Source organism: Burkholderia sp. DN3021, assembly GCF_049805555.1.
In the GTDB taxonomy this organism is placed as follows: domain Bacteria; phylum Pseudomonadota; class Gammaproteobacteria; order Burkholderiales; family Burkholderiaceae; genus Burkholderia; species Burkholderia pyrrocinia_C.
This window is the reverse complement of the sequence record NZ_JBNCAB010000010.1, coordinates 77271-101069: the sequence shown is the minus strand read 5'-3', so window position 1 is coordinate 101069 and position 23799 is coordinate 77271. Positions and strand designations below refer to the sequence as shown.

General features: G+C 66.6%; 19 protein-coding genes. 14 read left to right on the top strand and 5 right to left on the bottom strand.

The features are described from left to right. Nucleotides 1–2: 2 nt before the first annotated feature. Both ACPUER_RS08250 and ACPUER_RS08245 read right to left on the bottom strand, forming a co-directional pair. Complete coding sequence (locus ACPUER_RS08250; RefSeq protein WP_072436547.1) at nt 3–944, bottom strand: alpha-E domain-containing protein; 942 nt, start codon at nt 942–944, stop codon at nt 3–5. 64 nt (nt 945–1008) lie between these two features. Beyond that, on the bottom strand, nt 1009–2424 hold the full coding sequence (locus tag ACPUER_RS08245) for a circularly permuted type 2 ATP-grasp protein (protein ID WP_172902987.1): 1416 nt from the start codon (nt 2422–2424) through the stop codon (nt 1009–1011). 616 nt (nt 2425–3040) lie between these two features. On the opposite strand from ACPUER_RS08245, the gene ACPUER_RS08240 reads away from it, so the two are divergent. The 10 genes from ACPUER_RS08240 (at nt 3041) to ACPUER_RS08195 (ending at nt 16586) form a co-directional block, all read left to right on the top strand. Further along, nucleotides 3041–4036: a LysR substrate-binding domain-containing protein gene (locus ACPUER_RS08240; RefSeq protein WP_425130823.1), complete on the top strand. Its 996-nt coding sequence runs from the start codon at nt 3041–3043 to the stop codon at nt 4034–4036. A gap of 720 nt (nt 4037–4756) precedes the next feature. Then, a complete protein-coding gene (locus tag ACPUER_RS08235; protein WP_175958868.1) occupies nt 4757–5167 on the top strand; it encodes a hypothetical protein in 411 nt (136 codons plus the stop codon). A gap of 63 nt (nt 5168–5230) precedes the next feature. Further along, nucleotides 5231–6013, top strand: coding sequence for a hypothetical protein (locus ACPUER_RS08230; protein WP_425130822.1), 783 nt, complete (start codon nt 5231–5233; stop codon nt 6011–6013). A 103-nt stretch (nt 6014–6116) separates the two neighbouring features. Further along, nucleotides 6117–8414 carry a poly-beta-1,6 N-acetyl-D-glucosamine export porin PgaA gene (pgaA, locus tag ACPUER_RS08225; RefSeq protein ID WP_425130821.1) on the top strand — a complete coding sequence of 766 codons (2298 nt, stop codon included), beginning with the start codon at nt 6117–6119 and terminating at the stop codon, nt 8412–8414. A gap of 15 nt (nt 8415–8429) precedes the next feature. Further along, nucleotides 8430–10520 (top strand): poly-beta-1,6-N-acetyl-D-glucosamine N-deacetylase PgaB, encoded by a 2091-nt coding sequence (gene pgaB / locus ACPUER_RS08220; RefSeq protein ID WP_425130820.1) that lies wholly within the window; start codon nt 8430–8432, stop codon nt 10518–10520. Next, complete coding sequence (gene pgaC, locus ACPUER_RS08215) at nt 10517–11788, top strand: poly-beta-1,6-N-acetyl-D-glucosamine synthase (protein ID WP_425130819.1); 1272 nt, start codon at nt 10517–10519, stop codon at nt 11786–11788. The genes pgaB and pgaC overlap by 4 nt, the downstream gene beginning before the upstream one ends. Continuing rightward, nucleotides 11766–12254: a Biofilm PGA synthesis auxiliary protein PgaD gene (locus ACPUER_RS08210; protein WP_175958863.1), complete on the top strand. Its 489-nt coding sequence runs from the start codon at nt 11766–11768 to the stop codon at nt 12252–12254. The genes pgaC and ACPUER_RS08210 overlap by 23 nt, the downstream gene beginning before the upstream one ends. Before the next feature lie 118 nt (nt 12255–12372). Beyond that, entirely contained in the window at nt 12373–14196 is a 1824-nt protein-coding gene (gene glmS / locus ACPUER_RS08205; protein WP_425130818.1) for a glutamine--fructose-6-phosphate transaminase (isomerizing), read from the top strand. Next, the gene (locus ACPUER_RS08200; protein ID WP_425130817.1) at nt 14193–15476 is read left to right on the top strand and encodes a hypothetical protein; all 1284 of its coding nucleotides are present in this window, start codon (nt 14193–14195) and stop codon (nt 15474–15476) included. Before glmS ends, ACPUER_RS08200 begins: the two co-directional genes overlap by 4 nt. 273 nt (nt 15477–15749) lie before the next feature. Then, entirely contained in the window at nt 15750–16586 is an 837-nt protein-coding gene (locus ACPUER_RS08195; RefSeq protein ID WP_425130816.1) for a c-type cytochrome, read from the top strand. A 173-nt stretch (nt 16587–16759) separates the two neighbouring features. Here ACPUER_RS08195 and ACPUER_RS08190 read toward each other — a convergent pair whose 3' ends face one another. Genes ACPUER_RS08190 through ACPUER_RS08180 form a run of 3 tightly spaced genes read right to left on the bottom strand, consistent with a single transcriptional unit; the run spans nt 16760 to nt 19715 of the window. Continuing rightward, nucleotides 16760–18010 carry a Zn-dependent hydrolase gene (locus ACPUER_RS08190; protein WP_425130815.1) on the bottom strand — a complete coding sequence of 417 codons (1251 nt, stop codon included), beginning with the start codon at nt 18008–18010 and terminating at the stop codon, nt 16760–16762. After that, complete coding sequence (locus tag ACPUER_RS08185; RefSeq protein ID WP_425130814.1) at nt 18003–18527, bottom strand: L-2-amino-thiazoline-4-carboxylic acid hydrolase; 525 nt, start codon at nt 18525–18527, stop codon at nt 18003–18005. The genes ACPUER_RS08190 and ACPUER_RS08185 overlap by 8 nt, the downstream gene beginning before the upstream one ends. A 21-nt stretch (nt 18528–18548) precedes the next feature. Continuing rightward, a complete protein-coding gene (locus ACPUER_RS08180; protein ID WP_425130813.1) occupies nt 18549–19715 on the bottom strand; it encodes a branched-chain amino acid ABC transporter substrate-binding protein in 1167 nt (388 codons plus the stop codon). Between the two features lie 177 nt (nt 19716–19892). Between ACPUER_RS08180 and ACPUER_RS08175 the strand changes: the two genes are divergently transcribed. The 4 genes from ACPUER_RS08175 (at nt 19893) to ahpF (ending at nt 23709) form a co-directional block, all read left to right on the top strand. Continuing rightward, nucleotides 19893–20789 carry a LysR substrate-binding domain-containing protein gene (locus tag ACPUER_RS08175; protein WP_072436531.1) on the top strand — a complete coding sequence of 299 codons (897 nt, stop codon included), beginning with the start codon at nt 19893–19895 and terminating at the stop codon, nt 20787–20789. Between the two features lie 128 nt (nt 20790–20917). Beyond that, the gene (locus ACPUER_RS08170) at nt 20918–21127 is read left to right on the top strand and encodes a ribbon-helix-helix protein, CopG family (RefSeq protein ID WP_175958857.1); all 210 of its coding nucleotides are present in this window, start codon (nt 20918–20920) and stop codon (nt 21125–21127) included. A 300-nt stretch (nt 21128–21427) separates the two neighbouring features. Continuing rightward, a complete protein-coding gene (gene ahpC / locus ACPUER_RS08165; protein ID WP_034179823.1) occupies nt 21428–21991 on the top strand; it encodes an alkyl hydroperoxide reductase subunit C in 564 nt (187 codons plus the stop codon). Nucleotides 21992–22110: 119 nt separating this feature from the next. Continuing rightward, nucleotides 22111–23709 (top strand): alkyl hydroperoxide reductase subunit F, encoded by a 1599-nt coding sequence (gene ahpF, locus ACPUER_RS08160; RefSeq protein WP_425130812.1) that lies wholly within the window; start codon nt 22111–22113, stop codon nt 23707–23709. Nucleotides 23710–23799 lie beyond the last annotated feature (90 nt).

Sequence of the window (23799 nt, the reverse complement as noted above, 5' to 3'; positions counted from 1 at the left end):
CCTCAGTCGAAGTTGTAGGCCTGGGCGATTTCGAGCCCGAGGCTGTTGTTGCGGCCGATGAAGTCGGTCAGGAACTCGTGCAGGCCGCTCTTGAAAATCCGCTCGACCGAGGTATCGGACAGCATCTGCAGGATCTTCGCGGCCGTGTCGTGACATGGGTGTGTCACGCCGTAATCCTTCGCGAGCAGGTTCAGGCTCGACACGACGCGCCCGTAGCAATAACGCAGCGAACGCGGCATGCGGCCGTTCAGGATCAGGTAGTCGGCGATGTTCATCGGCTTGTACTGCACGTCGTACACCCAGCGGTACGAACGGTGCGCGGCCACGCAGCGCAGGATCGTTTCCCACTGGTAGTTGTCGAGGATCGTGCCCACGTGCGACACCGACGGCAGCAGCAGGTGGTACTTCACGTCGATGATGCGCGCGGTGTTGTCCGCGCGCTCGACGAACGCGCCGATCTGCGCGAAATCGAAGATCTCGTTGCGCAGCATCGTGCTGTAGAAGCTGCCGAGGATCAGCGCGGTTTCGCGCTTCACCGCGTCGAGCACCGCCGGCAGCTCGCTCTCCGGCACCGGCCGCTCGAATGCGCGGCGCAGCGCGAGCCACGCGCCGTTCACGCTCTCCCACGCCTCGCGCGTGAGCGCCGTGCGCACCATCCGCGCGTTCGAGCGCGCGGCCTCGATGCACGACAGCACGCTCGACGGGTTGTCGCGGTCGCGCAGCAGATAGTCGGTCACGGTATCGGCCGCATACGCATCGTATTTCTGCCGGTAGCCGTCGTCGGCGCCCGAGCTGACGAGCACCGACGACCATTCGGCCGGCGCATCGGACGTGCGCGTGAGCGCCATCCGCAGCCCGGCATCGACGATGCGCGCGATGTTCTCCGCGCGCTCGATATAGCGGTACATCCAGTAGAGACCGCTTGCAGTACGTCCCAGAAGCATCTCGTGTCCACTCCGTCTTCGTTCGGTTGGCGCGCCGGCTCCGGCGCGCGCGGTCGTGTCCGGCTCAGTCGGCCAGCACCCAGGTGTCCTTGGTGCCGCCGCCCTGGCTCGAGTTGACGACGAGCGAGCCCTCCTTCAGCGCGACGCGCGTGAGCCCGCCCGGCGTGATGCGGATCCGGTCCGACACCAGCACGAACGGGCGCAGGTCGACGTGGCGCGGCGCGAGGCCGGCTTCGGTCAGGATCGGCGTCGTGGACAACGCCAGCGTCGGTTGCGCGATGTAGTTCGCGGGCCGCGCGCGCAGCTTCGCGGAAAACGCCTCGATCTCGGCCTTCGACGCGCACGGCCCGACGAGCATCCCGTAGCCGCCCGAGCCGTGCACTTCCTTCACGACCAGTTCGTCCAGATGCTCGAGCACGTATTTCAGGCTGTCCGCATCGCCGCAGCGCCAGGTCGGCACGTTCTCCAGCAGCGCCTTGCGGCCCGTGTAGAACTCGACGATCTCCGGCATGTACGAGTAGATCGCCTTGTCGTCGGCGATGCCGGTGCCGGGCGCGTTCGCGATCGTGATGTTGCCCGCGCGGTACACGTCCATGATCCCCGCGACGCCGAGCACCGAATCGGGGCGGAACGTGAGCGGATCGAGGAACGCGTCGTCGACGCGCCGGTACAGCACGTCGATCGGCTGGAAGCCTTCGGTCGTGCGCATCGCGACGCGGCCGTCGATCACCTGCAGATCGCTGCCCTCGACGAGGTGCACGCCCATCTGGTCGGCGAGGAACGAATGTTCGTAGTACGCGGAATTGTGGATGCCGGGCGTCAGCACGGCGATGGTCGGGTTGTCGGCGTTGCCGCCCGGCGGGCACACGGCCGCGAGCGACTGGCGCAGCATCTGCGGATAGGTCTCGACCGGGCGCACCTTCACCTGCTGGAACAGCTCGGGGAAGAGCTGCATCATCGTCTCGCGGTTTTCCAGCATGTACGACACGCCGGACGGCGTGCGCGCGTTGTCCTCGAGCACATAGAACTCGTTCTCGCCGGTGCGCACGATGTCGACGCCGATGATGTGCGTGTAAACGTTGCCGGGCGGCCGGAAGTCGATCATCTCCGGAATGAACGCTTCGTTGTGCGCGATCAGGTGCTTCGGCACGATGCCCGCGCGCACGATCTCCTGGCGGTGGTAGATGTCGTCGAGGAACGCGTTGAGCGCCATCACGCGCTGCTCGATGCCGAGCGACAGCCGGCTCCATTCCGAACCCGAGATGATGCGCGGGACGATATCGAACGGAATCAGCCGCTCGGCGGCCTCCGCGTCGCCGTAGACGGCGAACGTGATGCCCGTCTTGCGGAACACGCCCTCCGCGTCGTGGGCTTTCTGGGCGAGGCTCGCGGGATTCTGCGTGTCGAGCCATTGCTTCAGGCGCGCGTAAGGCGCCCTTACCATGTCGCCGGATTGCAGCATTTCATCGAATGGCTTCATCGATCTTTTCTCCATCGATCGTTTTCCCCGGCATTGCGCATGCCGGACCGGCGTAATGACTACTCTGCAAGGACCGTGCCTTGCGATATCCCCCCTTTTGCGCCGCGCCGGGCATGCCCGCGCGGCCTGCCGCACCATTACGGTGCAGCGCGCGACGCCGATGGCGGCATCGATGCGCCGCGATCGCGCACGACCCGATGCTGCACCGCGTCTGCCGAACATAGTTCTCCCGCGCGTCATGAATGCGCAATCTGCACTGCACAAAAAGACGGCCCGCCCGGAGCGCCGCAGCGCCGGCCGCCGGAGCGCCGGCCGCCGGAACCGAAGGGCGGGAAGGCGGGCCGGCACGCGCACCGCGCGGCCAGGCCCTGGGGAAGTACCGTCTGCGGCGGCACCGGCAGTTCGACGCGATGAACTAACCGGTTAGCCGGGTCCGGCACCTCAACGCTATGCAGCCGTAATCCCGCCGACAATGCCCATGCATATTTCGACTGACACCCATCGAAAAAAAACATCGGGACGACCGGCGCGAGGCGCGGTACGCTAGAAAATTGTTGCAGCGAAGCGGCGCCGCCGCCGCCCTCCCGGCGCCCGACTATAAAAAGCGAAGATCGAAATGGAAGCAAAGTGGCTGGAAGATTTCCTGAGCCTTGCGGATACCAAGAGCTTTTCCCGTGCCGCGCGTAACCGGCACCTGACGCAGTCTGCATTCAGCAGACGAATCGCCGCACTCGAAACCTGGATGGACGCGAAGCTGGTCGACCGGAGCATCAACCCGATCACGCTGACGCCGGCCGGACAGATGTTCCGCGGGCTCGCCGCGGACATCCTGCGCAGCATGTATGCGGCGCGCAATCTCGTGAACGGCTACGACCAGTTCGCGGCCAGCGACCAGGTCGTGCGTTTTGCCGTCGCGCATACGCTCGTCTTCACGCTGTTTCCCGAATGGCTCAAGCAGCTCAACGGCGAGGTCGGCCACGTGACCGCGCGCGTGAACGCGGTGAACGTGCCGGAAGGCGTGCAGCAGCTCGTCGAAGGCGAATGCGACCTGCTGCTCGGCTATCACCATCCGCAGTTGCCGATCGTGCTCGACCCGAACCACTTCCCGTTCGTCAGCCTCGGCGTCGAGCGGATCCTGCCGGTGTCGACGCCCGACGCGCGCGGCAAGCCCGTGTTCCAGCTGCCGGGCACGCCCGATGCCCCGCTGCCGCTGCTCGCGTATTCGTCGGGCGCGTTTCTCGGGAACATCGTCGAGATGCTGCTGCTGAATGCGACCGAGCCGTACGTACTCCACCGATGCTTCGAGACGCATATGTCCGAGGCATTGAAGGGCATGGTCGTGGCCGGGCACGGGATCGGCTGGCTGCCCGAAAGCTGCGTCGAGAAGGAACTCGCGGAGGGCACGCTCGTGTGCGCGGGCTCCGGGGACTGGATCAACGAACTCGAAATCCGCCTGTATCGATCCGCGCGCAAGCGCGGGCTCGCGGCCGAGCAGCTGTGGACCTACATCATGAACCGGCCGCGCACGGCGGCCGAAGGCGCGAGCGCTGCCGAGCAAGCGGCCGCGCCGGCGATGCGCATCGCGCGGCGAAGCGCGGGCGGCAGCCGCTGACATTCGCGTCCGCGCCGTGCGCGTCAACGGCGCGGGTGCGGATGCGATCCCGGGCAATGCAGCGTCCGCGTGCCTGTGGGTCGCGCCGCTTCATATCGAACGCGCCCTCCTTTCCCGCAGCAATCGGCAATCCCGCCGCAACCCTCGAAATCACTTTTCAGGCCTGGAATCGATATCAAATAAAATGCAAACGTTTGCGATTAAAAATCGCATCTTTTAATCTCGTCGCATCGACCCCCAATATCTCTTCTTATTTTAATATCAGAAATACCCTGTTACAGAACAAATAAAAAGTTTCTATTTGCATGTAACGAAACGAATATCAAAAAAGACGTCGCGCCCCATTTAAAATCGCGTAATCTGTGTCTAAAATTCATCGATTCGCCTTGAACACAGGCGCAAAACTTTCTTTTATCAGTCGTTATTTTTCGGTACGAATTTCGATACCTCCGACTTGATTCAATGCGTGCTCGATCATACGTACCGAAAGCAATATTCATATCTGGCAATATCGACTTTCTTCAGCGGTAAGCGGGGCGTACAAATCCGTCGCAATCCTGTTTAGATAATATCTTTCGCCGCCGTTCCATTCAAGCCACACGCGGTTGTTGATTCAAAATCCATCGTGTATCAATAGCGTGTCGCAAAAAGAACGTCGGCAAACTTGACTCGGAGACCCGGAATGAATGCGCTGCCATTGATTCCGGACGGGAGGTTGCAATGTCTTCCTCGTTTCGACAACATGCTCGCCCTTTCCTGAGCGTCGTCATATCCGCGCTCTGCCTGAATGCCACGGCCCAGACACCCGCGTCCGGTTCCGGCTCAGGCCGCTACGTCATTTCGTATATCTGCGGCGATGCACAAATCGACGGTACGGCGCCGCTGCCCCCCGACGGCCGTCCGTACAACCTCGGCGTGTCGTTCGCGTCGGCCCGGACCGGGCAACCGCTTGCCAACGTACAGGTGCGCCTGAGGCGACACGGCCGCGTGCTCGTCGAATTCAACGCATCGGGATCGCGCTGCCTGTTCAGCGTGCCCGAGGCGAGCTACCGGGTCGAAGGGACCTATCAGGGCGCCACGCAGTTCGCGATCGTCGAAACGGGCGTACTCACCACGCAATTGCGATGGTGAACGCCGCCTGAACCCGCTCCGACAATGTCATTCACCGCAGCGTATCGAATCGAGGAGCATTGAATGGCTCGCGCAGAACGGCCGGGCGACCCGCCGGCCCGCCAGTCGAAACCCTCCTGGGGTCCCGGCAAGAACGCCGCACTCAGCTTCGTCGCGTTTGCCACGATCTTCGGCATCTTCGCGTATGCCGAGCGGGACACGGCGCTCCGCCATGCGAGCGTGACGCACGACCTCTCCGGCGTGATCGCAACCGCCGTCGGGAAATACCGCAACGCGATCGTGGCCGCGACGTCCCGCGCAACCGGTGCGTCCGGCGTGTCCGGAACATCGGCCGCCCCCGGGCCGGCGCCGATGATCGCACCGGCCACTCCGCTCGCGCCACCGGCGCCATCCGCTGCTGCAGCGCCGCCCGTCAAGCTCGCGGTCGAACCGGAAGCCGCGCCGCGGGCAGCGTCCCGCGCCGCCGCGAAACACCGCCAACCGTCGCACGCGCCGCCCGTGAAACTCGCGGCGCATACGCATGCCGCGCCGGCCCACGACCGTGCCAACGCACGGCTCGGCGATGCGCATCGCGCACCGCGAACCGAGACGCTGGCGGGCACGAGAAAGCGCATGGACCTCGCGCCGAAGCCGCAGTCGTACAGCACCGACACGGCACGGATGCAGACGGCAAGCGTCACGCACGCGGAACTGGAAGGCGCCCGTGCGCTGGCAAAGGCGCGCTGGTGCGCACAGATCGACGAATGGAACTGTGTGGAGCAAAACGCAAGCCGGGCGCTCGCGATCGACCCGACGAACAGCGAATCGCGTGCGTTACTCGGGCAGGCGATCCGCAATCGTCTGTGAGCCGGTTCCGCATGACCGGGCCCTCGCCGTCCGGCAGCATGGCGAGCGGCGGCGCGCATCGTCGGGGGCAACCGATGTGATCGTTTCGAAGTGAGGACATACCGTGGCCAACAATCGTAAACAACAATGCACCACCATCGCCCCGTCCAGCCGGCGGATCCTCCTGCATGCGCCGCTCGTGTTGCTGCTCGTCGCGTCCGGCCCCTGCTTCTCCGCCGAAGGCGACACGGAACCGGGCAGCATCGGCGAAATCGCCGGGACCAGCGGCGCGCCGGATCCGAAGCCGCCGGGCGCGCCGACACCGGGCGCGCTCGCGCCGGACGCGCCACCGCCGAATGCGCCGACCCCGATCGCGCAGGCCGCGGGTGCCCAGACGCCGACACCGCAGACACCCGGCGCGCCGATGCCGAATGCGCAGGCGCCGGGTGCTCAACCATCGAGTGCCCAACCGCCAGGCGCCCAGATCCCCGACGCGGAAACCCCGAACGCGCAGATGCCCGACCTCCGCACCGCCGATCCGGCCACCGTCCGCAACGACGTGTTCGGGCTCGCGTCGAGCGGCGGCGCGGTCATGGCGCTGGAGGAAGCGAAAGCCCGCCCCGACGTCTTCTCCGCCGTCGATCTCGCGCAACTCGAGGAGCTGTCGATTCGCCAGCAGGTGCGCGGCGGACGCGACAAGTCGCGCTCGATGACGAGCGCCGACCGCTTCGACGGGCTCGACAGCGCATTGCGCGCCGCGGACGACCTCGACAAGCGGATGCCGGCCACGCCCGAGTATTCGCAGGTCAGGACGGCGCTCGCCGGCGACCGGACGATCGCCTACGCCGCGCGCGGCGAAATGAAGACGGCCGTCGCGACATTCGAGACGATTCCGCCGGATGCGGAAATCTCGATCGACGCATTGGCGGCCGTCGGCGACGCGTACCTGTACCTGAGCGAACCGGGCAAGGCCAACGCCGTGTACCAGCGCGCGCTGACGCAGGCGACCGCGTCGCCGACGGACCGTGCGACGCGCGGCTTCCTGTACGGCGCGCGCACACGTCCGATCGAATTGCGCGAGGGACTGTTCTGGTCGTACGTCGACCAGGCACGCGCGGCTGACGCGAGCCGGGTGCTCGACGACATGGGCAAATCGCTGCCGCCGGCCAACCAGGTGCGGACCTGGGGGCCGGAAAACGACGACTACCTGCGCTACTACCGGCTGCAGGCGCAATACCTGATCTACACGGGCCGGGTTGAAGAAGGGATCGCCGCGCTGGAAAAGCTCGAGAAGGAAGTGCCGTTCAATGCCGAGGTCCGCGCCGCGCACGCCGACGCCGTATCGGGCCAGTCGCATCCGCGCCAGGCGATCGCGATGTATCGCGCGTCGCTGACCGACCACCCGGACAACGTGGAAATGCTCGCGGGGCTCGGCCGCGCATCGTTGACGGCCGACGACTACGCGAGCGCGAAGAGCGTCGACCAGACCGTCGGCAACACGTTCCCGGACAGCGGCGCCGTGCGCGCGTTCAAGCGCGACTACAACGCGTACCGCAGCCCCTTGTTCACGACCGACCTGAGCTTCGAGCACGGCAACAGCGCACTGGCCGACAACAGCTTCTCGTCGGACAGCTATGTGTATTCGCAACCGTTCGGCGACAACTGGCGCGTGTTTTCCCACACGTTCTTCGGCCATGCGCAAACCGACGCCGGCAGCGTCAGCCGCACGCGCACGGGTGTCGGCGGCGACTACCGGCACGGGCCGCTCACGATCCTGGGCGAAGTCACGCGCTCGTTCGGCGGCGACGGGCGCACGGGCGGCCGCGGCTCCATCACGTACAACCTCAACGATTACTGGACGGTCAGCGGCGCGCTCGATTCCAACGACAACTCGCTGCCGTGGAAGGCGTATCTCGCGCACATCTGGGGCCGCTCGGCGAACGTCGAGGTCGTGTATCGCCAGAACGACCGCCGCGAAGTCAAGCTGAGCTACGGCGTGAGCCGCTACAGCGATTCGAACCTGCACCAGGAGATTTCCGCGACCGGCACGCAGCGCGTGTACACGTCCGCAAACCAGCTCGTCAACGTGTCGCTGAATCTCGGCACCGACAGCAACACGCGGCGGGACGCCCCCTACTTCAGCCCGGGCCGCGACTACGCGGCCGCGGCGACCGTCATGCATCAGCTGACGCTGTGGAAGAAGGGCGACATGTCGTTGCAGCAGCGTCTGTCGGCGTCCGGCGGCGTGTACAACGAGCGCGGCTTCGGCACCAGTCCGCTGTGGAGCGCCCGCCTCGCGCACACGTGGACGTTCAAGCACGACATCACGCTGACCTACGGCGTCGAGGTCAGCAGCCACGCATACGACGGCCAGCGCGAGCGTTCCGAAACCGGCTTCCTGTCGCTCAACCTGCCGTTTTAGAAAGGAGCTCGAACGATGCAATCCAGACGGTTCTTCATGTGCGGATGCCTCGGCACGTTTGCGGCCTGTTCGTTGTTCCCGGGCGTGACGAATGCGCGGATGATCGACCTGCTGCCGCCGTCCGATCCCGTCGACGGCAAGACGTTCCGCGTGATCTGCCTGCACGACGTGCGCGACAACCTGCTGTCGACGTTCGCCTCGTCGACGATGGTCGATCCGTACGCGGTCGATACCGGTACGCTCACCGCCATCTTCTCGTGGCTGCAGACCAACAACTATCACACCATCACGGTCAAGCAGATCGAGGCGTCGCGGCACGGCGGCAAGCCGCTGCCGCCGCGCGCGGTGCTGCTCACGTTCGACGACGGCTACCGCAGCCACTACACGAAAGTCCTGCCGCTGCTCGAACGCTTCAAGTATCCGGCCGTGATGGGCATCGTCACCGCGTGGATCGACGCGCCGCCGGATACGCCGATCCGCATCAGCGACAGGATCCAGATGCCGCGCGACTACTTCATGTCGTGGGACGAGGTGCAGAAGGTCGGCAAGTCGAATCTCGTCGAGCTAGCGTGCCACACGCACAACCTCCATCACGGCGCGGTCGCGAATCCGCAGGGCAACGAGTTGCCGGCCACCACGTCGCACCTGTACCTCCAGAACGAGAAGCGCTATGAAACCGATGCGGAGTTCGAAGCCCGCGTGCGTGACGACCTTCACACATGCGTGCGGCAGATCCGCGAACGCACCGGCATCGTCGCACGCTCGATGGTCTGGCCATACGGCGCGGAAAACCAGCCCGTGCGCAAGATTTCGACGTCGCTCGGCATGGACATCCAGTTCAGCCTCGACGCCGGCCCGAATACGCCGGACGTGCCGCTCGACCGGCTGCGGCGGATCCTGATGATGTACGACGTCGACATCGGCGGGTTCGAGCGGTCGATGCGCGAGCCGGCGACCAACCGCGGCGACGTCGATATCCCCGAGCGCGTCGTGCAGGTCGATCTCGACCAGGTCTACGATCCGGATCCGGGGCGGCAGGAAACGAATCTCGGCAAGCTCATCGAGCGCATCCACCGGATGCAGCCGAAATCGGTGTACCTGCAGGCGTTCGCCGATCCGAAGGGCACGGGCGTCGCGGAATCGCTGTACTTCCCGAACCGGCACCTGCCGATGCGTGGCGACCTGTTCTCGCGCGCCGCGTGGCAGCTCAACACGCGCGCCAACGTGCAGGTGTACGCATGGATGCCGGTGCTGGCGTTCCGCCCGCCGGCCGACAAGCATCGCGGGCTCGAGGCCGTCAGCGCGTACAGCGGCGCGCCCGCGCGCGAAAACGGCTCGCGCGTGTACCGGCTGAGCCCGTTCGATCCGCAAGCGCGGCTGATGATCGAGCAGATCTACGAGGATCTCGGCAAGTACGCGTCGTTCAACGGCATCCTGTTCAGCGACGATGCCGTGCTCGACGATTACGAGGATGCGGGCCGGCACGCGCTGAGCACGTATTCGCAGTGGGGGCTGCCGGCCGACATCGGCAAGATCCGCGCGACGCCGGACCTGATGAGCCGCTGGACGCGGCAGAAGACGCGCTACCTGATCGAGCTGACGCGCCAGCTCGAGCAGATCGTGCTCGCGAACCAGAACGCGGGCGACGTGCTGACCGCGCGCAACATCTTCGCGCTGCCGGTACTGAAGCCCGAGTCCGAAGCATGGTACGCGCAGAACTACGACGATTTCCTCGCCACCTACGACTTCGTCGCGCTGATGGCGATGCCGTACATGGAACAGGCGCCGGACCCCCAGCGCTGGATGGACCAGCTCGTCGACGCCGTCCGCGCGAAACAGCGCGGCCTCGCGCGCACCGTGTTCGAACTGCAGTCGTACGACTGGCGCGAGCGCAAGGACATTTCCGGCAGCGCGCTGATCGCGCAGATGCGGCGGCTGCGCAGCAAGGGCGCGGTGAACTTCGGCTACTACCCGGACAAGTTCCTGAACAACCAGCCGGATCTCGACACGATGCGCGACGTGATGTCGCTGAAGTCGCGTCTCGATCCGACGTCGATCAACGCGCTGATGCAGATGCAGCGTCCGCAAGGAACGAAGACACCATGACGACCCACGGCATCATCCAGCGCCTGCAGGATTTCGTCTTCTACTACCCGTTCTTCATGTCGTATCTGTGGATGATCGGCGGTGTCGTGCACTACTTCCTGCTCGAAGAGGGGCGCGAGCTGTCGACGCGGACGATCGCGTCGAGCGGCATCCCGAAGATCTCGATCGTCGTGCCCTGCTTCAACGAAGCCGCGAACGCGCGCGACGTGATCAGCCACCTGAACGCGATGCAGTACCCGAACTACGACATCATCGCGGTCAACGACGGCAGCAAGGATCGCACCGGCGAGATCCTCAACGAACTGGCCGTGGAGATCCCGCGGCTGCTCGTGATCCATCACGCGCGCAACGAAGGCAAGGCGGTCGGGCTCACGACCGCGGCGGCCGTATCGAACGCGGAATACCTGCTGTGCATCGACGGCGATTCGCTGCTCGCGCACGACGCGATCGGCTGGATGCTCGAGCACTTCCTGACCGATCCCGGCGTCGGCGCCGTGACCGGCAACCCGCGCATCCGCACGCGCACGTCGCTGCTCGGCCGCATGCAGGTCGGCGAATTCTCGTCGATCGTCGGGCTGATCAAGCGCACGCAGCAGGTGTACGGCCGCATCTTCACGGTGTCGGGCGTCATCACGATGTTCCGCAAGACCGCGCTCGCCGACGTCGGCTACTGGAGCTCGGACATGCTGACCGAGGACATCGACATCAGCTGGAAGCTGCAGTGCCGCGACTGGCGCGTTGTATACGAACCGCACGCGCTGAGCTGGATCCTGATGCCCGAAACGGTGAAGGGGCTGTGCCGGCAGCGGCTGCGCTGGGCGAAAGGCGGCATCCAGGTGCTGATGAAGTATGCGGGCACGCTCGCACGGCCGACGCAGATGATGATGTGGCCGCTGTTCGTCGAATACCTGATCGGCATCGCGTGGGCCTACTCGATGTCGTTCATCCTGCTGCTCGCGCTCGTCGATGTCTTCCATCCCTTGCCGCTGGACTGGCACGTATCGGTCGTGCCGCACTGGCACGGGATGCTGCTGGTCGCCACCTGCATCCTGCAGTTGATCATCGGCAGCATGATCGACCGTCGTTACGACGAAAAACTCCTGATGTATTTCCTGGACACCGTCTGGTATCCCGTGGCCTTCTGGCTGATCAGCATGATCACCACCGTCGTCGCCCTGCCCGCCGTCCTATTGCGGGGCCGCGGCAAGCGGGCCGTATGGGTCAGCCCCGACCGAGGCATTCAACATGAAGAACGCACCGATTATTGACCTTTCCCTGCGCACGCCGCGCGAAATGATCGCCGAGCGCGGCCGCATCACCGGGCTCGTGCTGGTCGGCTGGTTCCGCCTCGTGCGGCCCGCGCTGGTGGGCGCCGTGTGGGCATCGATCTGCATCTACACGTACCGCTACCTGCTGCCGTTCAACGAGGCCGAGATGCCGATCGAACAGATCGTGTTCTACGCGACCTGCATCGCGATCATCGCGGGCACGACCGTCACGTGGCTGATCGCGGGGCGCGTCGTGCATCCGCTCGCGTACCGGCTGCGCGTGTCGAAGATGCTGCGGCGCTCGGCCAGCGCGAAGGTGCGCGCGGTGCCGCCGACCGCGCTGGCCGGCGCCCGCCGGCGCGGCGCGCGGCGCACGACGCGCATTCTCGTTGCGTCGCACGACGCGAACGGGTCGATTTCCGGCATCGAATGGGTAGCCCATGCGGGGCCGCCGCCCCGCGAGTAGGTCAGCGGAGACGCGCCGACGCGCACGGGACGGCATCCGTGCAGCGCGGCGCCGCTCCTGACGCCGCGCTGCCGTGCATCGCCGGCAGGCCGGCAACTTCTTGTGGACGAGGTGAATCATGTGCGGAATCGTCGGAGCAAGCGGCATCGGCAATCAGGTGCCGCAACTGGTCAATGCGCTGAGCCGGCTCGAGTATCGCGGCTACGATTCGTGCGGCATCGCCGTGCAAGGCAACGGACGCCTGCTCAGCGAACGCACGCTGCGGCGCGTGACGGACCTGCAGGATCGCGTGCTGACGCTCGGTCTCGAAGCGCAGACCTGCATCGCGCATACGCGCTGGGCGACACACGGCGCGCCGTCGGAAATGAACGCGCATCCGATCATGTCGGGCGACACGATCGCGGTCGTGCACAACGGCATCATCGAGAACCACGACGCGCTGCGCGTCGAGTTGCGGCAGCGCGGATACGCGTTTCGCGGCGAAACCGACACCGAGGTGATCGCGCACCTGATCCACAGCCTCTATCGCGACGACCTGTTCGACGCCGTCATGCGCGCCGTCAAGCGGCTGCACGGCGCGTACGCGATCGCGGTGCTGAGCGCGCGCGAGCCGCAGCGCCTCGTCGCCGCGCGCGCCGGCTCGCCGCTCGTGATCGGCATCGGCGCCGAACAGAACTACCTCGCGTCGGACTGCGCGGCGCTCGGCGACCTGACCGACCGCTTCGTCTACCTGGAAGACGGCGACGTCGCGCTGATCACGCCGGAACGCATCGCCGTGGTCGACTCGGGCGGGCACGAAGCGCAGCGCCCGCTGTGCCACGTGAAGGCGCGCGACGGCGACGCCGCGCTCGGCCCGTACCAGCACTTCATGCAGAAGGAGATCTTCGAGCAGCCGAAGGCGATCGCCAGCACGCTCGACGGCATCGACACGATCTCGCCGGCGCTGTTCGACGAGAGCGAAAGCACGCGCGCGCTGCTGTCGCGCGTTCGGAGCGTGCTGCTGCTCGGCTGCGGCACCAGCTACTACGCGGGCCTGACCGCGAAGTACTGGCTCGAAAGCATCGCGGGCGTGCCCGCGCAGGTCGAGATCGCCAGCGAGTTCCGCTACCGTGACACCGTGGCCGATCCGCGCACGCTCGTCGTCGGCATTTCGCAGTCGGGCGAGACGGCCGACACGATCGGCGCGATCGCGCGTGCGCGCGAGATGGGCCAGGATCTGTCGATGGCGATCTGCAACGTGGCGACCAGCACGATCGCGCGCAACGCGCCGCTGCGGTTCCTGACGCGGGCCGGGATCGAGCTGGGCGTCGCGTCGACCAAGGCGTTCACGACGCAGCTCGTCGCGCTGTTCGTGCTGACGCTGACGCTCGCGAAATTGCGCGGCCGGCTCGACGCCGCGCAGGTCGCGATGCACCTGAAGCAGTTGCGCGCGCTGCCCGAGCGCATCGGCCACGCGCTCGCGCTGGAAACGCAGATCATGGGCTGGGCCGCGAAGTTCGCGCGCACCGAGAACGCGCTGTTCCTCGGGCGCGGCATTCATTTCCCGATCGCGATGGAAGGCGCGCTGAAGCTCAAGGAGGTGTCGTACATCCACGCGGAAGGCTATCCGGCCGGCGAACTGAAGCACGGCCCGCTCGCGCTCGTCACGAGCGCGATGCCGGTCGTCACGATCGCGCCGGACGACCGCCTGTTCCAGAAGCTGAAGTCCAACATGGCCGAGGTGCGCGCGCGCGGCGGGCGGCTCTACGTGCTCGCCGGCAACCAGCTCGCGATCGACGCCGATCGCGATACGCACCTGATCCGCGTGCGCGATTCGGGCGACCTGCTGTCGCCGATCGTCAACGTGATCCCGCTGCAGCTGCTCGCGTATCACGTCGGCTGCGCGCGCGGCGCCGACGTCGACAAGCCGCGCAATCTCGCGAAATCGGTGACCGTCGAATGACGGGGCGAACGCGCGCGGCGCAGGCGGGCACGCGGCCGAGCGCGGCTCGCCGCGTCGCGGCTGCGCTCTGCGGCGCGTGCTGCGTCGTCGCGACACCGCCGTCGGCGCTGGCCGCCGCGCCCGTCGTGCATACGGTCACCGTGCAGGGCCCGGCAGCGCCGCAAGACACCGGCGACTCGCGGCGCTTCATGCACGGCATCGGCGTGGCCGATGCGGGCAACGGCAAACGCTGGGTGTTCTTCAGCAGTTCGGGCATCGTGCCGCGCGGCGCGATGCCCAACGGCAACTGGCCGCACGACGTGTACGTCGGCGAGTGGCTGCCCGGCAAGCCGCACCTGCTGCGCGTCCGACCGTTCATCAGCCGCCCCGAGGCGCAGGAGCCCGTGTCGATCGCGCAGAACGCGCGCGGCGACATCTTCGTCACGTTCGAGGACGGCTGGAACGCGCCGCAGGAAGTCAGCCAGCGCTACGGCGTCTACCGCCGCGACCTGAAGCCGATCAAGCCCTACCCGAACGACGTCGAGCCGGGCGGCCACTCGGGGCATGTCGCCATGGTCGGCGAACGCTTCGTCGTGTTCTACTCCGCCGACTGGATCGACGGCGGCGGCGTCGACAACCTCGGCACCGGCAACGGCGTCTACCTGAAGACCTACGATGCGGCCGGGCGCGAGCTGAACCACGTCGCGGTCGCGCCGCACCGCCGCGAGTGGTGGCCCGTGATCGCCGGTTCGCCGCGCAACGCGCTGCTCGTCTGGCAGAAATTCATCGAAGGCAGCACGGACGCGGCACTCGAATACGCAATGTTCGATCCGGTCACGGCGAAGCTCGACAAGCTCGGGGCGCTGAACGGTGCGATCCGGTACTACGTGTACTCGTCGGCCTACGTGCCGGCGATCGACCGCTTCATCGTCGTCACGACGACGGCGGACGATCGCGGCGTCGCGATGCTGATCGACCCGAATGGCCGCCGCACGGCGACGCTCGACTGCCTGCCGGCGTCGGTGCGCGAATCCGGCATCGGTGTCTCCGGCACGCATGCGTACGTGCCGACCCGCGACGGGCGGCTGCTGACGCTGGCACTTGCGCCGGCGGACATTTCGGTGAGCGGCGCGCAGCGCTCGCCGATTCCGTGGGGCACGACGGGCATTGCCGGTTTCCCGGCGCAAGGCGCGGCAATGCATTTCGTGTCGCTGACGCCGTCGGGCGCGCGCGAAACCGATTTCGAACCGCAGCGGGACACGCCGTTGTCGAAGAACGAAGTGCCGTGTGCGAATCGCTGACGGCGGTCCGGTAACGGCAATGTCGTGAACGCGGGCAGTGCACGTGTCCGCCACCCTGCCCTTCGTTTCCCCCTGCTCGAACCGCGCTGCGACAACGCCAGGCCGCCTGGTAGCCGGACACGCTGTCGCGGGCCTGTCCGTCATGCCCGCCCCACCTTTCCCGCGCCGAAGTCGCCAGCGCCGCGCGTACCGGATAGACTGTCGCCCGATTCCTTCCATCGGCCGCGGCTTGCGCGTCCTGCCGCCGCCGGAACGCCTCTTCCCGGAGAACGAATGCTGAAGCGCCAGTGGTTTTCGCTTGTGCTGCTGACGGTTTGCCTGATCGGACAACGCGCGTGGGCCCAGTCCGCGCTCGAACTCGAGACCGACGGCACGGCCCGCGCCCTGACGCGGCAGACGCTGCTCGCGCGCCCCGATACGACGGAGATCCACGTGCCGCGCGACATCGCGTACGGCCGGCCAATGACGTTCCGCGCCGTGCCGTTCGCCGCGCTGCTCGGCGACACGCCGCTGCCGGCCGACGGCGTGCTCGAAACGCGCGCGGCCGACGGCTTCGCCGCGCAACTGCCGCTCGATCTCGTGCGCCGCCGCGCGCCGGCCGGCGGCGTCGCATGGCTCGCGATCGAGGATTCGGCCCATCCGTGGCCGAAGCTGCCCGGCAAGCAGGTCAGCGCGGGGCCGTTCTATCTCGTGTGGCTCGGGCCGGACGCGTCGTCGGTACGCGGCGAGCAGTGGCCTTACCAGATCGTGCGCGTCACGATCGAATCGTCGCCGGTCGCCCGCTGGCCGTCGCTCGCCGTCGATCCCGCGTTGCCTGCAAGCGATCCGGCCCGCACGGGCCAGCACCTGTTCGTCACGCAATGCCTCGCGTGCCACCGCGTCGACGGTGCGGGCAGCAGCCATGCCGGCCCCGACCTGAACGCACCGATGAATCCGGTCGACTACTTCCAGCCCGCCGCGCTGCGCCGCTACATCCGCAACCCGGCGTCGGTGCGCGACTGGCCGGGCCGGAGCATGCCGGCGTTTCCGCCCGATCAGTTGAGCGATCGGGAACTCGACCAGATCGTCGCGTATCTCTCGTATATGGCGCGGCGCAAGGCGGGCAAGTAACGCGCGGCCGGACAATAAAAGGAGTTGATGACGTCAGGCGACACGCCGTTCGCCATCGCATCGATCGAGGCCGCGCAGACCCACCCGCTCAGGGCGACGGTCCTGCCGAACGGCGATCCGAACGCGTGCGAACTGCCGGCGAACACCCGCCCGCCGGGCCGCCTTCGTCAGGCTCACGCTTCCTGAGCGCTCTGCAACACCGCGCGCAATAGCACGTCGGCACCCGCCGCCGCCCATTCGGGCGTAATCGCTTCGGCCTCGTTGTGGCTCAGCCCGTCGACGCACGGCACGAAGATCATCCCGGTCGGCGCGACGCGCGCGACGTAGCACGCATCATGCCCCGCACCGGACACGATATCCATGTGCGACAGCCCGAGCGCCCGGGCCGCGTCACGCACCGCGTCGATGCAGCGCGGCGCGAACGGGATCGGCGGGTACTTGAAGATCTGCTCGGTCTGCGCGCCGAGGCCGGTCTCGTCCGCCACGCGCGCGAGTTCCGCGCGCAGCGCCGCGTCCAGCTCGTCGAGCACCGCATCGTCGGGGTGCCGAAACTCGACCGTGAAGAAGCATCCGCCCGGCACCGTGTTGCGCGAATTCGGCCGCGCTTCGATCATCCCGACCGTCGCGCGCGCGTACGGCGCGTAACGGCGGCCGAGTACGTCGATGAACGAGATCATCCGCGCGGCGCCGACCAGCGCATCGCGACGGAATTCCATCGGCGTCGTGCCCGCGTGCGCATCGACACCGGTGAGCGTCACCTCGTACCAGCGCTGCCCCTGCCCGGCCGTCACGACGCCGATCGTCTTGCCGGCCCGTTCGAGAATCGCGCCCTGTTCGATATGCAGTTCGTACGCGGCGTGCACCGGATAACCGCCGACGGGCTCGGCGCCCGCGTAGCCGATCCGCTCCAGTTCCTCGCCGATCGTCCTGCCCGCGCTGTCGGTGCGCGACAGCCCGTAGTCGAGCGTATAGACGCCCGCGAACACACCGGCCGAGATCATCGCCGGCGCGAAGCGCGAACCTTCCTCGTTGGTCCAAATCACGACGTCGATCGGGCGCTCGGTTTCAATGCCCGCGTCGTTCAGCGCGCGCACGACCTCGAGCCCGCCGAGCACGCCGTAGATGCCGTCGTAGCGGCCGCCCGTCGGCTGCGAATCGGCATGCGAGCCCGTCAGCACCGGCGCGGCATCGGGATTGCGGCCCGCGCGGCGCGCGAACACGTTGCCCATCCGGTCCACGCGCACCGTGCAGCCGGCGTCGCGCGCCCACTGCACGAACAGGTCGCGCGACTCGCGATCGAGATCGGTCAGCGCGAGACGGCAGACGCCGCCCTTCGGCGTCGCGCCGATCTGCGCCATCCGCTCGAGCGACGCCCACAGGCGATCGCTGTCGACGCGCGGCGCATTCACGTTGTCGTCACGCATCGCCGTTCTCCGGCGCGCTCTGCAGTGCGTAGCGGAAATCGCAGCGCTTGCCGCCCTGCATGATCGTGCTCGTGCGCGTCAGCGCGATGTTCGGCGCATAGCCCTGGATGAAATAGCTGTCGCGCGCGCAGCTCAGCAGGTGGCCGATCTCGCCGAGCCCCATCGCGTGATACATCTCCGCGTAGCTGCAGCGATGCACGTCGTAGTCGTAGTGCGCGTCGTCCGCACGCCGCACCTCGACATCGAGCGCATCGTCCTTCTCCCACAGCACCTGCAGCGCGATGAACGACTTCACGCTCGTGCCGCCAGGCTCCTGCGCGGCGAACGTGCGGCCCGCGTCGACGGCCGCGCCGCGCACGGCTTCCGCGATCACGGCCTGCGCGCGCGCGGCGCCGAACTCGCGCTTCATGATCTCGTAGATCGGCTTGATGATTTCCGCTTCGATGCGGCGCCGCGCGAGGATTCCGAGGCGCGTGTCCTCGGGTGCGGCGGCGGATGCCTGGATCGGGTCGGTCATGGGGTCGTCTCCTTGCGTCGTTTATTTCGTTGCGGTGCGCGAGCCGCCGAGCACGTCCACGACGGTCCACTTGCCGCCGCGCACCTGGTAGATCGTGAAGGCCGGGTCCTTCAGGTTGCCTTCGCCGTCGAACGCGATCCGGCCCGTTACGCCGGGCCGGTCGATCGCGCGGACCGCCGCGACCAGCTTCGCCGGCTGCGTCGTGCCGGCCTTCTGCGCGGCCGCGATCAGCGTGGCCGCCGCGTCGTACGCGAACGGCGCATGCAGTTCGATCGGTGCGCGGAAGCGCGCCTGGTACTGCGTGTCGAACGCGTTGCCGCCCGGCATCCGGTCGAGCGGCAGGCCCGGTTCGAGCGCCGTGACGCCGTCGCCGTCCTTGCCCGCGAGCGACAGGAAGGTCTGGCTCACGAAGCCGCCCGCGCCGAGCAGCGGCGTGTTCACGCCGAGCTGGCGCATCCGGCGCGCGATCGGCGCGGCCTGCGCATCGAGGCCGCCGAAGAACACGAGATCCGCGCGCTTGCCCTTGATCGCGGTCAGCACGCCGCTGAAGTCGGTCGTCTTGTCGTTCACGTACTGGCGATCGACGATCGCGCCGCCGTTCGCCTGCACGCCCTTGATGAACTGATCGGCCAGCCCCGCGCCGAACGACGTGCGATCGTCGATCACCGCGATGCGCTTCGCCTTCAGCGTCTTCACCGCATACGCGCCGGTGAAGTTGCCGCCCGCATCGTCGTGACCCATGATGCGGAAGGCCGTCGCGTAGCCCTGCTGCGTGTATTGATGGCCGGTGGAAGCCGGCGCGATCTGCGGAATGCCCGCGTCGCGGTAGACGCGCGACGCCGGCACGCTGCAGCCGGTGTTCCAGTGACCGACGACGCCGATCACGTGCTGGTCGACGAGCTGCTGCGCGACTGCGACGGCCGTGCGCGGATCGGACTGGTCGTCGGCCGCGACGAGCTTGTAGACCACCGGCTTGCCGCCGATGGTCGGATGCTTCGCGTTCGCGTCGTCGATCGCGAGTTGCGCGCCGTTCTGCAGGTCCTTGCCGATACGTGCGGACGGGCCGGTGAGCGGCGCGGCGAGACCGATCAGGACCGTCTGCGGCGCGGACTGCGCGAACGCGGGAACGGATGCGACCAGGGCGGCCGCCGAGAAAACGAGGCTGGCGTGAAGGAAGGCGATTTTCATGTGCGGGGATCGGTGACTCGAATCAAAACATGAAAAATATTAAATATTCAGCACCCAAACCCCAAATATCCAATTGTTGGATGCTTATGCCGCTCTCGACACATTAACTCAACACATTGTAAATACAAGACATTTTATTGTTGTCGCTTACCCTGACTTTTCGATAAAATTCGATACATGAAAAATATCGAACAATTGCCGCACGATCCGCCGTTGCGCGCGGTGCGTGCGTTCGAAGCGTTTGCACGCCTCGGGTCCGTCACCGCGGCGGCGGGCGAACTCGACATCACGCCGTCGGCGGTCAGCCATCAACTGCAACTGCTCGAAGCGTTCATCCAGACGCCGCTGACGGTGCGCGAGGGCCGGCTGCTCGCGCTCACCGACGAAGGGCGCGACTACTACCGCTCGATCAGCGCCGCGTTCTCGGTGCTGCGCAGCGCGACGCGCTTCGTGCGCGATCGTTCGTCGCTGCGGCAGATCACCGTCAGCCTGATTCCGCTGCTCGGCATCGGCTGGTTCATTCCGCGGTTGCATTCGTTCCTGGCCGACAACACGGATGTCGACGTGACCGTGCTGTACGCGCATCACCGCAATTACCGAAGCGATGCGTCGGACCTGTCGATCCGCTTCGGCACCGGCGACTGGCCCGGCTACCGCTGCGAGCGGCTGCTGCCGGGCGCGATGGTGCCGATGTGCAGCCCGTCGTTCCTGAAGCGCCACGGGCCGTTCCGCACGCCGGCCGATCTCGCGCATGCGCCGCTCGTGCACGACGAGGACCGCAGCACGTGGGTCAACTGGCTGCAGGGCGCCGGCGTGCGGCATGTGTCGCATGCGGTGGGGCCGATGTTCGAAGATGGCCAATTGACGCTGAGCGCCGCGCGGGCGGATCTCGGCGCCGCGCTGCTGCGCGCGCCGCTGGTCGAGCGCGAACTGGCGAACGGCGAACTCGTGAAGCTGTTCGATCACGCGCTCGACGACGGGCGCGACTACTACCTGTGCACGCGCGAGGACGCGGACATGCCGGACGGGGCGCGGCGGCTGGCGGAGTGGTTGCGGAAGATGGCGGGGATTTGAGCGGGCCCGGCCGCCGCTGCGCCGTCGGTCGACTGATCAGGGAGGCTGCACGCGCATCGGCTACGCCGCAACCTTGCGCTTGCCCGACCGGATAGTCATGATGCGCGAGTCACGTAACGGAGGTTGCAATGAGCAGAATTCCGGTCGATCTATCGGATGACCAGCATGCCGCGTTGACCACCATCGCGGCGATCAAAGGCAGTTCCCAAACCGAGATCATTCGCGACGCAATCGATGCCTATATCGCGCAGCACGCGAGGACATCTGTCGACGACGTGTTCGGTCTATGGAAGGGCCGTCCGGTCGCCAGTCAAGAGAGCTTGCGCGCCGAGTGGTAAAGAAGCGCCGACTGTCCGATCGGCGATCTGCGGGCCCGGACTCGATCCGCCATCGCATGCGTCGTTTGATGCCTTCCCGCCCGCACCGCCGCGGCAAACACGCCGATTCACCCCGAAGGACACATTCCCCCACGTTCTCACCGAGCGGGCACCCGACCCGCGCCCACCCCACCCAATCAAGGGCCGGAAGCAGATAGAAATTCCCGATGCCCCGGATTGAAACAAGCAATTTCCCAAAATCAGGGTGAACCCGGATACTGGCAAAACTCCACTCACCACTGACGCAAAGGAAACCACCAGATGCCGATCATCAACACCCAAATCAAGCCGTTCAAGGCAACCGCATACCACAACGGCGAGTTCGTGCCCGTCTCCGAAGAGAACTTCAAGGGCAAGTGGTCCGTCGTCGTGTTCTACCCGGCCGACTTCACGTTCGTCTGCCCGACCGAGCTGGGCGACCTCGCCGACCGCTACGCGGAATTCCAGAAGCTGGGTGTCGAAATCTACGGCGTGTCGACCGACACGCACTTCACGCACAAGGCATGGCACGACACGTCGGACACGATCGGCAAGATCAAGTACCCGATGATCGGCGACCCGACGCTCACGCTGTCGCGCAACTTCGACGTGCTGATCGAGGAAGAAGGGATGGCGCTGCGCGGCACGTTCGTGATCAACCCGGAAGGCGAGATCAAGCTGTGCGAGATCCACGACAACGGCATCGGCCGCGACGCAGGCGAGCTGCTGCGCAAGGTGCAGGCTGCGCAATACATCGCGGCGCACCCGGGTGAAGTGTGCCCGGCCAAGTGGACGCCGGGTGCGGAAACGCTGACCCCGTCGCTCGACCTGATCGGCAAGATCTGACGATCGCGCCGCGCGCCTCGCACGAGGCGCGCGACGGCGGGCCGCCGCATCGCGCGGCCCGTGCCCTCCTCCGGCACGACGTGCCCGATCATGATAATTAATACGGAATCCGAAACGCTATGCTCGACGCCAATCTCAAGACCCAACTGAAAGCGTACCTCGAAAAGATCACGCGCCCGATCGAACTCGTCGCCTCGCTCGACGACAGCGCGAAATCGCAGGAACTGCTGGCGCTGCTGAACGAGATTGCGTCGCTGACGGATCGCGTGACCGTTGCCGAACGCCGCGACGACGCCGAGCGCAAGCCGTCGTTCTCGATCGGCGAGCCCGGCAAGCCGGCCGGCATCCGCTTCGCCGGCATCCCGATGGGCCATGAATTCACGTCGCTCGTGCTTGCGCTGCTGCAGACGGGCGGCCACCCGATCAAGCTCGACGACGACGTGATCGAACAGATCCGCGCGCTCGACGGCGACTACGCGTTCGAGACGTATTTCTCGCTGTCGTGCCAGAACTGCCCGGAAGTCGTGCAGGCGCTGAACGTGATGTCGCTGATCAACCCGCGCATCCGTCACGTCGCGATCGACGGCGCGCTGTTCCAGAATGAAGTCGAGTCGCGCCAGATCATGGCGGTGCCGACCATGTTCCTGAACGGCGCATCGTTCGGCCAGGGCCGCAGCAGCGTGAAGGAAATCCTCGCGAAGCTCGATACGGGTGCGAGCGAGCGTGCCGCGAAGTCGCTCGAGAACAAGCCGGTGTTCGATACGCTGATCGTCGGCGGCGGCCCGGCAGGCGCGGCCGCGGCCATCTACTCGGCGCGCAAGGGCATCGCGACGGGCGTCGTCGCCGAGCGTTTCGGCGGCCAGGTGCTCGACACGATGGCGATCGAGAACTTCGTGTCGGTGCAGGAAACCGAAGGGCCGAAATTCGCGACCGCGCTCGAGCAGCACGTGAAGCAATACGACGTCGACATCATGGACGTGCAGCGCGCCGACGCGCTGATCCCGGGCGACGTGCACCAGATCCGCCTCGCGAACGGCGCGGTGCTGAAGGCGAAGACGATCGTGCTCGCCACCGGCGCGCGCTGGCGCGAAATCAACGTGCCGGGCGAGCGCGAATACCGCAATCGCGGTGTCGCGTACTGCCCGCACTGCGACGGCCCGCTGTTCAAGGGCAAGCGCGTCGCGGTGGTCGGCGGCGGCAACTCGGGCGTCGAGGCCGCGATCGACCTCGCAGGCATCGTGAAGGAAGTCACGCTGATCGAATACGGCGCGCAACTGCGCGCGGACGAAGTGCTGCAGCGCAAGCTGCGCAGCCTGCCGAACGTGACGATCGTCACGCAGGCGCAGACGACCGAGCTGACCGGCGACGGCGGCAAGCTGAACGGGCTCGTCTACAAGGATCTGCGCTCGGGCGAAACGCAGCGCATCGATCTCGAAGGCGTGTTCGTGCAGATCGGTCTCGTGCCGAACACCGAATGGCTGAAAGGCACGGTCGAACTGTCGAAGCACGGCGAGATCGTCGTCGATGCGCGCGGCGCGACGTCGGTACCGGGCGTGTTCGCGGCCGGCGACGTGACGACGGTGCCGTTCAAGCAGATCGTGATCGCGGTCGGCGAAGGCGCGAAGGCATCGCTCGGCGCGTTCGACCACCTGATCCGGCAGGACGTGACGCCGGCGGCAGCCGCTCAGCCGCAGACCGAAGAAGCGGTCGCCGCGTAACACACCTCAGCGCATCGTCGCAACGGTTTGTCTCTCTTGGCCCCGCATGCCTTGGTCGGCGTGCGGGGTCCTTTTTATTCGGAAGCCGAA

What these genes read in the sequence shown, in the direction of transcription:
- ACPUER_RS08250 (WP_072436547.1), bottom strand. Translation starts at nt 944, where the DNA reads ATGCTTCTGGGACGTACTGCAAGCGGTCTCTACTGGATGTACCGCTAT.
- ACPUER_RS08245 (WP_172902987.1), bottom strand. Translation starts at nt 2,424, where the DNA reads ATGAAGCCATTCGATGAAATGCTGCAATCCGGCGACATGGTAAGGGCG.
- ACPUER_RS08240 (WP_425130823.1), top strand. Translation starts at nt 3,041, where the DNA reads ATGGAAGCAAAGTGGCTGGAAGATTTCCTGAGCCTTGCGGATACCAAG.
- ACPUER_RS08235 (WP_175958868.1), top strand. Translation starts at nt 4,757, where the DNA reads ATGTCTTCCTCGTTTCGACAACATGCTCGCCCTTTCCTGAGCGTCGTC.
- ACPUER_RS08230 (WP_425130822.1), top strand. Translation starts at nt 5,231, where the DNA reads ATGGCTCGCGCAGAACGGCCGGGCGACCCGCCGGCCCGCCAGTCGAAA.
- pgaB (WP_425130820.1), top strand. Translation starts at nt 8,430, where the DNA reads ATGCAATCCAGACGGTTCTTCATGTGCGGATGCCTCGGCACGTTTGCG.
- pgaC (WP_425130819.1), top strand. Translation starts at nt 10,517, where the DNA reads ATGACGACCCACGGCATCATCCAGCGCCTGCAGGATTTCGTCTTCTAC.
- ACPUER_RS08210 (WP_175958863.1), top strand. Translation starts at nt 11,766, where the DNA reads ATGAAGAACGCACCGATTATTGACCTTTCCCTGCGCACGCCGCGCGAA.
- glmS (WP_425130818.1), top strand. Translation starts at nt 12,373, where the DNA reads ATGTGCGGAATCGTCGGAGCAAGCGGCATCGGCAATCAGGTGCCGCAA.
- ACPUER_RS08200 (WP_425130817.1), top strand. Translation starts at nt 14,193, where the DNA reads ATGACGGGGCGAACGCGCGCGGCGCAGGCGGGCACGCGGCCGAGCGCG.
- ACPUER_RS08195 (WP_425130816.1), top strand. Translation starts at nt 15,750, where the DNA reads ATGCTGAAGCGCCAGTGGTTTTCGCTTGTGCTGCTGACGGTTTGCCTG.
- ACPUER_RS08190 (WP_425130815.1), bottom strand. Translation starts at nt 18,010, where the DNA reads ATGCGTGACGACAACGTGAATGCGCCGCGCGTCGACAGCGATCGCCTG.
- ACPUER_RS08185 (WP_425130814.1), bottom strand. Translation starts at nt 18,527, where the DNA reads ATGACCGACCCGATCCAGGCATCCGCCGCCGCACCCGAGGACACGCGC.
- ACPUER_RS08180 (WP_425130813.1), bottom strand. Translation starts at nt 19,715, where the DNA reads ATGAAAATCGCCTTCCTTCACGCCAGCCTCGTTTTCTCGGCGGCCGCC.
- ACPUER_RS08175 (WP_072436531.1), top strand. Translation starts at nt 19,893, where the DNA reads ATGAAAAATATCGAACAATTGCCGCACGATCCGCCGTTGCGCGCGGTG.
- ACPUER_RS08170 (WP_175958857.1), top strand. Translation starts at nt 20,918, where the DNA reads ATGAGCAGAATTCCGGTCGATCTATCGGATGACCAGCATGCCGCGTTG.
- ahpC (WP_034179823.1), top strand. Translation starts at nt 21,428, where the DNA reads ATGCCGATCATCAACACCCAAATCAAGCCGTTCAAGGCAACCGCATAC.
- ahpF (WP_425130812.1), top strand. Translation starts at nt 22,111, where the DNA reads ATGCTCGACGCCAATCTCAAGACCCAACTGAAAGCGTACCTCGAAAAG.